Origin of the sequence: Sandarakinorhabdus oryzae, assembly GCF_009733735.1 — a bacterium.
Classification (GTDB): domain Bacteria; phylum Pseudomonadota; class Alphaproteobacteria; order Sphingomonadales; family Sphingomonadaceae; genus Sandarakinorhabdus; species Sandarakinorhabdus oryzae.
Genome location: NZ_WNJP01000024.1, coordinates 17,137 through 28,087 on the forward strand (window position 1 = coordinate 17,137; position 10,951 = coordinate 28,087).

Below are 10,951 nucleotides of genomic sequence, written 5' to 3' on the forward strand. Positions count from 1 at the left end.
GGGAGGGCAGGCTGCAGCCAAATCCTGGGGAGATGGGGATGGAACGGACGCCAAATGCGCCACATCCGCGGCTGCTGCTGTGGACGCTGCTGATCGTCTACATCTTCAATTTCATCGATCGCCAGATCGTCTCGATTCTGGCCGAGCCCATCGCCCGTGATCTTGACCTGTCCGACAGCCAGTTGGGCCTGCTCACCGGCCTCGCCTTCGCGCTCTTCTATGCCACGCTGGGCGTGCCGATCGCCCGCCTGGCCGATAATGGCCGCAGCAACCGCAGCCGGCTGATCGCGGTGTGCGTGGCGGTGTGGTCGGCGATGACGGCGCTGTGCGGGGTGGCGCAGAATTTCACGCAATTGCTGCTGGCGCGCATCGGCGTTGGCATCGGTGAGGCCGGCTGCACGCCCACCGCCCACGCGCTGATTGCCGACAGCCTGCCGCCCGAAAAGCGCGCCGGTGGCATCGCCTTCTTCGGCCTGGGCATTCCCATCGGCGGTCTGATGGGCACGCTGATCGGCGGCGGCATGGCCCAAATGCTGGGCTGGCGCCAGGCCTTCTATGTCGTCGGGCTGCCCGGTCTCGCCCTGGCGCTGTTTGTCTGGTTTTTCCTGAAGGACCCGCGCCTGGGCCGGGTGGCCGCCACAGACGCGCCGCCGCGCCTCTCCATGCTGGCCAGCCTGAAGCGGCTGGTGGCCTCGCCGGCCTATTGCCTGGTGCTGTCAGCGGCGTCGCTGGTGGCCTTCCTCAGTTACGGCAAGGGCGTCTGGGTGCTGATCTATTTCCAGCGCACGCACAAGTTGTCGGTGGGCGAAACCGCGCTGTGGGTGGGGGTCAGCCTCGGGCTGGCCGGCATTTTGGGCACCTGGCTCGGCGGTTGGGCGGCGGACCGCTGGGGCCGGCACGACCGGCGCCACATGCTCACCCTGCCGGCCATCGCCATGACGCTGGCGGCGCCGCTGCTGTTTCTTGGCTACAGCGTTGATGACTGGCGGCTGGGCCTTGCGCTGCTGGTGCTGCCCACCGTGGCCAACTCGGCCTATTATGGCCCGGCCTATGGTGCGGCGCAGGTGCTGGCGCGGCCCGACACGCGGGCGATGGCGGCGGCGTGGATGGTGTTCGCGCAAAATCTGATCGGCCTCGGGCTGGGGCCGCTGCTGTTTGGTGCGCTGTCTGACCTGCTGAAGCCCGAATATGGCCTGCAGTCGGTGCGCATGGTGCTCTATTTTGCGGCCTGGGCGGGTCTCGTCCCGGCGCTGCTGTTCTGGCTGGGCGCGCGGGCGCTGGGCCGCGAAGCCAACGGGAAGGAATTGATGCATGCAGGTGTTGCGCACGCCGGATGAGGCCTTTGCCGATCTGGCCGATTATCCCTTTGCCCCGCATTATCTGGAGCTGAAGGACCGTGCCACCGGCACGCCGCTGCGCCTCCACTATGTCGATGAAGGCAATCGCGAGGCCGCGCCGATCCTGCTGATGCACGGTGAGCCAAGCTGGTCCTACCTCTACCGCAAGTTCGTGCCGCCGCTGGTCGCCGCCGGCCACCGCGTGGTGGCGCCCGATCTCATCGGCTTCGGCAAGTCCGACAAGCCGGCCAATCGCATGGACTATACCTATGAACGCCACGTCGAATGGATGAGCGACTGGCTGACCGCATTGGACCTCACCGATATCACCCTGTTCTGCCAGGATTGGGGCGGGCTGATCGGCCTGCGCCTGGTCGCGGCCTTTCCGGAGCGTTTTGCCCGGCTGGTGATCGGCAACACCGGGCTGCCGATCGGCACCGGCTGGACGGAAGGATTCCGGTCGTGGCTGGAGTTCAGCCAGAAGGTCGAGACCTTCCCGGTCGGCTTCATCGTCAACGGTGGCTGCACCCGCGATCTGACGCCAGCGGAAGTCGCGGCCTATGACGCGCCCTTCCCGGACGAGACCTACAAGGAAGGCGCGCGCCAGTTCCCCACTTTGGTGCCGATCACGCCGGAACACGCCAGCGTCGCAGAGAACAAGGCGGCCTGGGAGGTGCTCGGCCGCTTCACCAGGCCGGTTGTCACCTGTTTTTCCGACAAGGATGCGGTGACCCATGGTGGCGAGAAGGCCTTCATCGACCGGGTGCCGGGCGCGAAAGGCCAGCCGCACAGCATCGTCAAGAACGCCGGCCATTTCCTGCAGGAAGACGCGCCCGAGGAGTTGGTGCGCATCATCCTTGACCACATCAACCGGGGGTGACGCCGATGCAGGTGACGAACGAGACCAGCCCGCGACCCGAGGTGGCGCAGGCGTTTTTTGGTGATGCCGATCATGGCCCGATGGTCATGGTCAACCTGCTGAAGTTCAAGGACAAGGCGACCTATCCCGACGGGCGCGACCCCGAATTGTCAGGTCGTGATGCCTATAATCGCTATGGTGCGGCGGTGGTGGCCTGTCTGGAAAAGGTCGGCGGGCGCGTGATCTATTCCGGCCCGGTGTCGGGCATGCTGCTCGGCCAGGTCGAGGAGCCGTGGGACGCGGTGGCCTTGGCTTATTACCCCAGCCCGCTGGCGATGCTGCAGATGGTGGCGCTGCCCGAATATCAGGCCATCGAGATCCACCGCTATGCCGGGCTGGCCGGCCAGCTCAACATCCGCACGAAAGCCCAGCCATGAGCCTCAGTTTCGACCTCTTCTGGTCGTTCCGCTCGCCCTATAGCTATCTGCTGCTGCCGCGCGTGGTGGAGCTCGTGGCGACCCATGACGTCACCTGCAACGTGCGCATCGTCTATCCGATCGCGGTCAGGCAGGCGGATTTCTTCCAGAAGGTCGATCCGCTGTGGATGTTCTACCTGATGCGCGACACCTATCGCGAGGCCGAATATTTGGGCATGCCCTATCGCTGGCCCAAGCCCGACCCGGTCTACATGGATCCGGCGACGCGGCTCTATCCGCCCGAACAGCCGTATATCCACCGCCTGTCGATGCTGGGCGTGGCGGCCACGGAGGCCGGGCGCGGTTTGCCGTTCATCCGCGAGGTGTCGCACAGCATCTGGTCGGGCACGATCGATGATTGGCACGAGGGCGATCATCTGGCGCAGGCGGCCGCACGGGCCGGGCTTGATCTCGCCGCGCTGGATGCCGCCATCGCGGCCAATGCCGATCACTATCGCGGACAGATCGAAACCAATCAGGAGGCGCAGCGCGCCGCCGGCCATTATGGCGTGCCGCTGATGGCGTTCGATGGCGAGCCCTTCTTTGGCCAGGACCGCTTTGACCAGCTGGTCTGGCGACTGAATCAGAAGGGCCTCAAGGCGCGTTAGAGGTCGATCAGCAGCGCCAGGCCGGCAGCAATCGCCGCCGCCACGCCGAGATTGGCGAGGCCGAGCAGCGGCCAGGCCAGCGCGCCGGCCACGGCGCCGCCGATCATCGCCAGCCACAACAGCAGCCACGGCAGGAAGGCCAGCGCCGGCCCGCCAGAGAGCGCCAGCGCCAGCCGCTGGCCTATCTTGACCAGGTTGCCGGTCATGAAGGTGAGGCTGATCTTCACGTCGCCGCCGGCTTCGAACACGCAATTTTCCGCGCCCATCGCCATCGCTGCCAGCAACAGCGCCGGCCAGGTGGCGCCCCACGTGGCGAGGCCAAAACCAAGAGACAGCAATGCCGCCACCAGCAGCAATTGCCGGCGGCGGCGATAATCGCCCTGGCCGCGGCCGGTCAGCGTGGCCAGCGTCACCCCGGCCACGAAGGCAGCAAGCAGGCTGCCGGCCAGTGCAGCGAGGTGGCTGGCCTCGGCCAGGCCAATGCCCAGCCTGGTGCTGTTGCCGCTCATGAAGCTGACGAACAGACCGCCCGAGGCGATGAAGCCGACGGCATCGACATAGCCGGCCAGCGCCGCCAGCGCCGCCGCAATCAGCTGGTCCCGACGCGGATGATCCTGCATCAGCGGGTGGTCACAGCCCGTCTTCCTCGATCGCCGTGCTGCCGGCCGGCAAGTGCAGCAGGCTGCCATCGTGGGCAATGCGGATCGGGCCGGCAAAGCGCTTGGCGGCATCGCCCAGGAAGGCGGCTTCGAACAGGCGATTGGGCACGGGCGGCACGATGTGGGTGAGCATCAGCAGTTTCACACCCGCCTTGCTGGCCAGCGTCGCCGCCTGTTCCGGGCTGGTGTGATAGGTGAGGATATCGCGGGTGATCTGCGCGGTGCGCGGCTGTCCGGCGTTTTCCAGCCCGCGGGTGATGGCGGCGACCAGCCGGGGCTGCAGCGCCTCGTGCACCAGCACATCGGCGCCCTTCGCGGCTTCGGTCACGGCCGGCGCAGCGGCGGTGTCGCCGCTCACCACCACGCTGCGGCCCTTGTAGCGGATGCGATAGCCATAGGCCGGAGCGACCGGCGCGTGGTTGACGAGGAAGGCGGTGATGACAAGGCCGCCTTGGTTCCACACCACACCGGGCGGCATGTCCTGCCCGGCAAATTGCCCGCCGCCGGTGGGCGCGATCGCCTCGCCGTGGTGGGCGGTGCGATAGGAGGCATCGGCGCTGAGCATCAGATTATAGCCGGCGGCGACCTGGGCGGTGCCAGCGGGGCCGATCAGCGGCAGCGGCGTCTTCGCGGCACTGCCGGTCCAGCGCAGCAGCAGCGCTGGCGCCAAGCCTTCGATATGATCGCTGTGGAGGTGGGTGAGCAGCACGGCGTCGAGCCCGCCCAGCGGCACGCCCATGCCGGCGAGCTTCCTCACCCCACCGTCGCCGCCGTCGATCAGCAGCAGATTGTCACCGGCCTTGATGGCAAGGCAGGATTCGGCGCGCTGCGGATCAGGCAGCGGCGATCCGGTGCCGCAGAAGATCAGGGTGAGGCCATCGCTGCGCCCCGCCAGCGCATTGCGGCCAGCGCGGCGTTCGGCAATCTGGCTGTACAGACGCTCGCCCAAGGGCGCGCGCTGCCACCACAGCCCGGCCAGTGTGACGAGGAGCAGCAGGACCAGGAGCAAGCGGCGCATGCGGCACAGGCTAGGACCAAGCGGGGCTTGTGACAATGGACGGGTTTCAGGCGGGCGCCGTGCTGCTAGCCTGCGGTCAATCCAAGGGGGAGAGACAGGATGGCCGGGCTGCTGCGCATATTGGTGGGGGTGATCGCCCTGTTCAACATCGGGATCGGCCTGATGTTCCTGGCCAACCCGGCCGGGGCGGCGGCGGGCTTCTTCCTGTCACCCGTCGGTATCCAGGGCCTGGCCACGCTGCGCGCCGATTTCCCCGGTTTCTTCATCACCGGCGGCGTGTGCGCGCTGGTGGGGGCGCTGCACAAGGATGGGCGGGCGCTGCTGGTGCCGATGCTGCTGCTCGCCATCGCGCTGGCCGGGCGGTTCGTCTCGCTGGCGCTGGATGGCATGGCACCCACCGCGGTGCCGCCCATGCTGGTCGAAGCCGCAATGATCAGCGTGCTGGCGCTGGCACGGCGCAGCTTCGGGCGCTGAAAAGCGCAAGTTTGGTTCATTCCGTCGCCAAATCCGCTCGCCCGGACCCGCTGGCCTATTCTTTGTAGTAGAAAGCGACAATTAGCGGTGGCAGTGTCACTATCGTTATTTCAGGGGCGATTTCGTGGCAGACACTGCTATTCTCGATGGTCGGCGCAAGCGCTCGGTTGCCAGCCGGGATCGGATCATCAATGCCGTGATCGCGCTGGTCGATGAAGACCAGGGCATCCCCGGGGCCGAGGCGATTGCCGCCCGCGCCGGTGTTGGCCTGCGTTCGGTGTTCCGCCATTTCGGCGACATGGACGGGCTCTATGTCGCGGTCATCGATCGCATCGGCCGGCGCTACACCCATCTCACCCGGCCCTATGAGGCGACGAGTTGGCAGGGCCAGGTCCGCGAAGCGCTCGACCGGCGCATGGAGATGTTCGAAACCGTGCTGCCCTATCGCCGCGCGGCCGACATGCACCGCCAGCGCTCGCCGCTGCTCAACCACGGGCTCGACGCGCTGACCATGATGTTCCGCGCCCGGCTGGAAGGCATTGTGCCGTCCGCGGAGCGGGCCGATGCCTTGTGGTTCGAACAGCTCGACCTGTGGCTGAGCCTGGAAGCCTATGGCCGCCTGCGCGACCGCCAGCGCCTGAGCCATGCCAATGCAGTCGCCGTCATCGACGCGGCCGTGAGCGCCCTGATCGCCGCCAAGCGCTGAGGCCCACCCCCGGCGATTTTCTTTGCGCCGGCCGGTGCCACTGGGTAAAGCGTGGCGCTTTCTTGGGGATCGAGAGGGCGAAATTGCCATGGCAGGCGACGCGGCACCGTTGGTGGGCATCATCATGGGCAGCCAGTCTGACTGGCAGACGATGGGCCATGCCGCCGCGCTGCTGGGCGAGCTGGGCGTGCCGCATGAAACCCGCATCGTCTCAGCCCATCGCACCCCTGATCGCCTGTTCGATTATGCGAAATCGGCGGCTGGGCGTGGCCTGAAAATCATCATCGCCGGCGCTGGCGGGGCGGCGCATTTGCCGGGCATGGCCGCCAGCATGACGGCGCTGCCGGTGCTGGGTGTGCCGGTGGAATCCAAGACGCTGAAGGGCATCGACAGCCTGCTTTCGATCGTCCAGATGCCGGCCGGCGTGCCGGTGGGCACGTTTGCGATCGGCAAGGCCGGGGCAGTGAACGCGGCGCTGCAGGCAGCGGCCATCCTGGCGCTCAACGACGCCGCGCTCGGCCAGCGGCTGGCGGCCTGGCGGCAGGCGCAGACCGACGCGGTGGCGCTCGAACCGGTGGACGACGTGCCCTGATGCTGGCGCCGGGTTCGACCATTGGCATTTTGGGCGGCGGCCAGTTGGGCCGCATGCTGGCGCTGGCGGCGGCGGAGCTCGGCTATCGCTGCCACATCTTTGCGCCCGAAGCCGACACGCCGGCCAGCGAAGTGGCCGGCGCCACCACGCGCGCCGATTATGGCGATGCGGCGGCGCTGGCGGCCTTTGCCGCCCAGGTCGATGTCGTCACGCTGGAGTGGGAGAATGTGCCCTGCACGGCGGTGCGCCGGCTCGTCGGCCGGGTGCCGGTGCATCCCGGCGCGCAGAGCCTGGAGGTCGCGCAGGACCGTATGGCGGAAAAGCAGTTCGTCGAATGGCTGGGCGGCCGCACGGCAAGCTGGGCCCAGGTGGACAGCCGCGAAGCGCTGGAAACCGCCATCGCGCAGATTGGCCTGCCGGCGATCCTGAAGACGCGGCGCTTTGGCTATGACGGCAAGGGCCAGGCGCGGATCATGACCGCGGCTGATGCTGATGCCGCGTGGGAAGCCATTGGCGGCCAGCCGGCGATCCTGGAAGGCTTCGTGACCTTTGCCCATGAATATAGCGTGATCCTGTGCCGTGGCCAGGATGGCGCCATGGTCGATTGGCCGGTGCCGGTGAATCTGCACAAGGGCGGCATCCTCGCCACCTCCAGCCTGCCGCCGCCGGCGCTGGTGAAGGCGCAGGCGGCCGAGGCCGTGCAACTGGCGCGCACCGTTGCGGAGAAGCTCGGCCACGTCGGCGTGCTGACCTGCGAGTTCTTCGCCTGCAAGGAGGGCCCGCGCTTCAACGAGATGGCGCCGCGCGTCCACAACAGCGGCCACTGGACGATCGAGGGCAGTGCCACCAGCCAGTTCGAGAACCATATCCGCGCTGTCGTCGGCCTGCCGCTGCGCCCGACCGCGCTGACCGCCAGCCGGGTCGAGATGACCAATTTGATCGGAGACGATGTGGCCGATTGGCCGCGCCTGATGGCCGACGGGACGGCCCATGTGCATCTTTACGGCAAGGCCGAGGCCCGGCCAGGCCGCAAGATGGGCCATGTGACGCGGCTGGGGAAATAGGCCTCAGCGCGGCTTGGGCGCTTTCGGGGCGTTGGGCGCGAAGGCTGTGCCGAAATAATCGCCCTGATACCAGCGCGGTGCCGTGGGGGCGTTGGCGAGGTTGCGGATGATGGCGATGTTGAGCCGTGTCCACTTCGCCGCCGCGTTCCAGTTGAACGGCAGGTCGAGCTGGTCGGAAACCTCGTGATAATTGTTGAGGCGGAAGGCGCGTTCCGCATCCTTGCAGGCCATGCCGCGCTTGGTGTCGGTCCAGCCGGTCTTCAGGAACACGCTCGGCACGCCGCGGCGCACGAAGGGATAATGGTCTGACCGGGTGAACACCGCCTCTTCGGGCTGCGGATCGGGCGACAGGCCGAGCTTCTGCGCGCGGGCGGCGGCGGCCACGATCGGGCCGATGGTGGAACGATCGCCGCCAAAGGCCACGACGTCGCCGAAATCGCAGGTCAGGATCGGCATGTCGATGTTCACATCAGCGACGATGCGCTGCACGTCCACCGTCGGATTCCGGGCGAAAAAATCGGCGCCGAGCAGGCCCGATTCCTCGGCCGTGGTGGACAGGAACAGCACGGAGCGCTTCGGCGGCGCCTTGGCCAGCGCGGCGGCGGCTTCCAGCAAGGTGGCGCTGCCGCTGGCATTGTCCATGGCGCCATTGAAGATGCGATCCTCGCCCGGCTTCGGATTGGCCTTCAGGCCCACATGATCAAGGTGGGCGGAAATCACCACGATCTCGGCCTTCAGCCGGGGATCGGTGCCAGGCAGCAGGCCAGCGACATTGGGGCTGGTGATGCGTTCGACCGTGGTGGCGCGGCGGATGGTCAGGCGGCCGGGCAGGGCGAAGCCCTTCACCGCGCCCTTGGCGGCGGCGGCCTGCACATCGGCAAAATCCATCGGGCTGCCGGCAAAGATCGCGGCGGCAGCGGCATCATCGATGCTGGCGCGCACCTTCAGGCTGGCGCCGTCACCCAGCGGCTGGCCATTGGCCGAGAGCAGCACGCGGCGCGGCAGGCGGGCGCGGGGGGTGAATTTTTCCCACGGCAGGCGGGCGGCTTCCTTCAACGTGCGCACGGTGATCAGCCCGAGCGCGCCACCGGCTTCGGCAGCGATCGGCTTGGAGGTGCGGGCCAGGTGCGCCGCTTCCTCGCTGTTCATATTGTCGGGCGCGCCAGAGAGCACCACGACATATTTGCCGCGCACATCAAGCCCGGCGAAATCGTCGATGCCGTGCGCCTTGTCCTGCAGGCCATAGCCGGCAAACACCAGGCCGCCGCTTACCGCCTCGACGCCGGTTTCGTTGCCGGGGGAGAGGACAAGGCCGACTCCGTTTTCGAGGTTGAGCGTCTTGCCGCCTGTTTCGATCGTGGCGGTCTCGCGGTCGCTGGCAAAGCGGCTTTCGGCAAAGCTGACGCGCTGGAACCATGTGTTGTTGTCGCCGGCCGGGGTGAGGCCGAGGCGGGCGAAATGCTGCGCCACATAATTGGCGGCAATCTCGTGCCCGCGGCTGCCCAGCCCGCGCCCTTCCATCAGATCGTCGGCCAGGAAGGCGACATGGGCGCGGAAGGAGGCCGCCAGCGGATCGGCTGGCGCGGCAGGCGCGGCTGCGACGATGAGCGGCAGGGTGGCGGTGAGGGTCAGAAAGCGCTTGTTCATTGGCGAGGCTTATCAGCCGGGGTAAGCCGGTGCAAACGGCAAGATTCGCGAAGGCAGACGCATGAAAAAATTCAGTCTTCTGGCGGTGTTGGGTGCGCTTTCCCTGCTGGCGCCACCGCTTCAGGCCCAACCCGCACCGGCCAGCATCGCGCCGGCCAGCATCGCGAAACTGGTCAGCCAGGTGAACCTGCCGCACGAGGATTTCACCCTGCCAAACGGTCTCAGGGTCATCGTCCATACCGACCGCAAGGCGCCGATCGTGGCCGTCAGTGTCTGGTATCACATCGGGTCGAAGGACGAACCGGCCGGCAAGACCGGCTTTGCCCATCTGTTCGAGCATCTGATGTTCTATGGCAGCGAGAACAATGACGGCGTGTTCTTCAAGAAGCTGGAGGATGTCGGCGCCACCGACGCCAACGGCACCACCTGGTTTGACCGCACCAATTATTTCGAGAATGTCCCGACCCAGGCGCTCGATCTGGCGCTCTATCTCGAATCCGATCGCATGGGCTGGCTGCTTGGCGCCGTCACCCAGGCCAAGCTCGATGCCCAGCGCGGCGTCGTCCAGAACGAGAAGCGCGAGGGCGACAACCAGCCCTATGGCCTGACCAGCTATGCCACGCTGAAGGCGCTGTTCCCGGCTGGCCACCCCTATGCCCACGAAGCCATCGGTTCGATGACCGATCTCAACGCCGCCAGCCTGGCCGACGTGCAGGCCTGGTTCCGCGCCAACTATGGCCCCAACAACGCCGTGCTGGTGCTGGCCGGCGACATCGATGCCGCCACCGCGCGGCCGCTGGTGGAGAAATATTTCGGCGCCATTCCGCGCGGGCCGGAGGTGAAGCGCCTGGCCGCCCCGGTGCCGCGTTGGGACAAGGAGCGCCGCGAGACGCTGTATGACAAGGTGCCGACCACCCGCATCACCTGGAACTGGGCGGTGCCGGGCCGCACCGAGCGCGCCTCGGCGCTCACTGACGTGGCGCTGACCGTGCTGGCCGGCGGCCCGTCGTCGCGGCTCTACAACGAACTGGTGCGCAAGCGGAAGCTGGCGGTGGCGGTGAGCGGCGGCGTGCAGCCGTTCGAGAAGGTGAGCTTTGCCGAGCTGGAGGTGACCCTGGTGCCCGGCGCCAAGCCCGCCGAGGTGGAGGCCGCCGTCAATGCCGCGATGGCCGATTTCGTCGCCAACGGCCCCAGCGCCGACGAGGTGAGCCGCGTCGCCACCCGCAATGTGGCCGGCACTATCCGCGGGCTGGAAGCCGTCGGCGGCTTTGGCGGCAAGGCGGTCGCGCTGGCCGAAGGCGCTGTCTATGCCGGCAACCCCGAGCAATATCGTGTCGAACTGGCCTGGTATGCCGATGCCACCCCGGCCGACGTGCAGGCCGCGGCGCGCGAATGGCTGGCCAGGGGCGCCTATGTGCAGACGGTGCTGCCCGGCGAACGCCCGGCCGCCGAAGACGTGCCGCCGCCGCCGAAAGTGGCCGCCGCCGCGCCGCCCCCCAAGGGCCCGCCCC

Annotated in this window: 12 protein-coding genes; 9 read left to right on the forward strand and 3 right to left on the reverse strand. The window is 67.5% G+C overall.

Annotation, left to right across the window (positions count from 1 at the left end; all coding sequences use genetic code 11):
* The first annotated feature begins 38 nt into the window (after nt 1–38).
* From GJ693_RS04290 to GJ693_RS04305, 4 genes are read left to right on the forward strand one after another with little or no spacing between them, the layout of a single operon-like run.
* Entirely contained in the window at nt 39–1,337 is a 1,299-nt protein-coding gene (locus GJ693_RS04290) for a spinster family MFS transporter (RefSeq protein WP_235902624.1), read from the forward strand.
* A complete protein-coding gene (locus GJ693_RS04295) occupies nt 1,312–2,217 on the forward strand; it encodes a haloalkane dehalogenase (protein ID WP_156255099.1) in 906 nt (301 codons plus the stop codon). Before GJ693_RS04290 ends, GJ693_RS04295 begins: the two co-directional genes overlap by 26 nt.
* 5 nt (nt 2,218–2,222) lie before the next feature.
* Nucleotides 2,223–2,633: a DUF1330 domain-containing protein gene (locus GJ693_RS04300; protein WP_156255108.1), complete on the forward strand. Its 411-nt coding sequence runs from the start codon at nt 2,223–2,225 to the stop codon at nt 2,631–2,633.
* On the forward strand, nt 2,630–3,280 hold the full coding sequence (locus GJ693_RS04305) for a 2-hydroxychromene-2-carboxylate isomerase (RefSeq protein ID WP_156255100.1): 651 nt from the start codon (nt 2,630–2,632) through the stop codon (nt 3,278–3,280). Before GJ693_RS04300 ends, GJ693_RS04305 begins: the two co-directional genes overlap by 4 nt.
* On the opposite strand, the gene GJ693_RS04310 is transcribed toward GJ693_RS04305, so the two are convergent.
* Together GJ693_RS04310 and GJ693_RS04315 are read right to left on the reverse strand one after the other, a co-directional pair.
* A complete protein-coding gene (locus GJ693_RS04310; protein WP_156255101.1) occupies nt 3,277–3,900 on the reverse strand; it encodes a YoaK family protein in 624 nt (207 codons plus the stop codon). The two genes, GJ693_RS04305 and GJ693_RS04310, sit on opposite strands and share 4 nt — an antisense overlap.
* A gap of 10 nt (nt 3,901–3,910) precedes the next feature.
* Nucleotides 3,911–4,957 carry an MBL fold metallo-hydrolase gene (locus GJ693_RS04315; RefSeq protein WP_235902626.1) on the reverse strand — a complete coding sequence of 349 codons (1,047 nt, stop codon included), beginning with the start codon at nt 4,955–4,957 and terminating at the stop codon, nt 3,911–3,913.
* 99 nt (nt 4,958–5,056) lie between these two features.
* Here GJ693_RS04315 and GJ693_RS04320 point away from each other — a divergent pair, with 99 nt between their 5' ends.
* From GJ693_RS04320 to GJ693_RS04335, 4 genes are all read left to right on the forward strand, one after another.
* Nucleotides 5,057–5,431: a DUF4345 family protein gene (locus GJ693_RS04320; protein ID WP_156255102.1), complete on the forward strand. Its 375-nt coding sequence runs from the start codon at nt 5,057–5,059 to the stop codon at nt 5,429–5,431.
* A gap of 124 nt (nt 5,432–5,555) precedes the next feature.
* Nucleotides 5,556–6,137 carry a TetR/AcrR family transcriptional regulator gene (locus GJ693_RS04325; RefSeq protein WP_156255103.1) on the forward strand — a complete coding sequence of 194 codons (582 nt, stop codon included), beginning with the start codon at nt 5,556–5,558 and terminating at the stop codon, nt 6,135–6,137.
* An 88-nt stretch (nt 6,138–6,225) separates the two neighbouring features.
* The gene (gene purE / locus GJ693_RS04330) at nt 6,226–6,729 is read left to right on the forward strand and encodes a 5-(carboxyamino)imidazole ribonucleotide mutase (RefSeq protein WP_156255104.1); all 504 of its coding nucleotides are present in this window, start codon (nt 6,226–6,228) and stop codon (nt 6,727–6,729) included.
* Entirely contained in the window at nt 6,729–7,793 is a 1,065-nt protein-coding gene (locus GJ693_RS04335) for a 5-(carboxyamino)imidazole ribonucleotide synthase (protein ID WP_156255105.1), read from the forward strand. Before purE ends, GJ693_RS04335 begins: the two co-directional genes overlap by 1 nt.
* 3 nt (nt 7,794–7,796) lie before the next feature.
* Here the strand turns inward: GJ693_RS04335 and GJ693_RS04340 are convergent, their stop codons facing one another.
* Nucleotides 7,797–9,440, reverse strand: coding sequence for a M28 family peptidase (locus tag GJ693_RS04340; RefSeq protein WP_156255106.1), 1,644 nt, complete (start codon nt 9,438–9,440; stop codon nt 7,797–7,799).
* Nucleotides 9,441–9,501: 61 nt separating this feature from the next.
* On the opposite strand from GJ693_RS04340, the gene GJ693_RS04345 reads away from it, so the two are divergent.
* Nucleotides 9,502–10,951, forward strand: a 1,450-nt coding sequence (locus GJ693_RS04345) for a M16 family metallopeptidase (RefSeq protein WP_197041955.1), incomplete at its 3' end; no start/stop codon positions are given.

Bases quoted from the DNA above. Each gene is read 5' to 3' on its own strand.
- GJ693_RS04295 (WP_156255099.1), top strand. From the start codon at position 1,312: ATGCAGGTGTTGCGCACGCCGGATGAGGCCTTTGCCGATCTGGCCGAT.
- GJ693_RS04305 (WP_156255100.1), top strand. From the start codon at position 2,630: ATGAGCCTCAGTTTCGACCTCTTCTGGTCGTTCCGCTCGCCCTATAGC.
- GJ693_RS04320 (WP_156255102.1), top strand. From the start codon at position 5,057: ATGGCCGGGCTGCTGCGCATATTGGTGGGGGTGATCGCCCTGTTCAAC.
- GJ693_RS04310 (WP_156255101.1), bottom strand. From the start codon at position 3,900: ATGCAGGATCATCCGCGTCGGGACCAGCTGATTGCGGCGGCGCTGGCG.
- GJ693_RS04340 (WP_156255106.1), bottom strand. From the start codon at position 9,440: ATGAACAAGCGCTTTCTGACCCTCACCGCCACCCTGCCGCTCATCGTC.
- GJ693_RS04290 (WP_235902624.1), top strand. From the start codon at position 39: ATGGAACGGACGCCAAATGCGCCACATCCGCGGCTGCTGCTGTGGACG.
- GJ693_RS04335 (WP_156255105.1), top strand. From the start codon at position 6,729: ATGCTGGCGCCGGGTTCGACCATTGGCATTTTGGGCGGCGGCCAGTTG.
- purE (WP_156255104.1), top strand. From the start codon at position 6,226: ATGGCAGGCGACGCGGCACCGTTGGTGGGCATCATCATGGGCAGCCAG.
- GJ693_RS04300 (WP_156255108.1), top strand. From the start codon at position 2,223: ATGCAGGTGACGAACGAGACCAGCCCGCGACCCGAGGTGGCGCAGGCG.
- GJ693_RS04315 (WP_235902626.1), bottom strand. From the start codon at position 4,957: ATGCGCCGCTTGCTCCTGGTCCTGCTGCTCCTCGTCACACTGGCCGGG.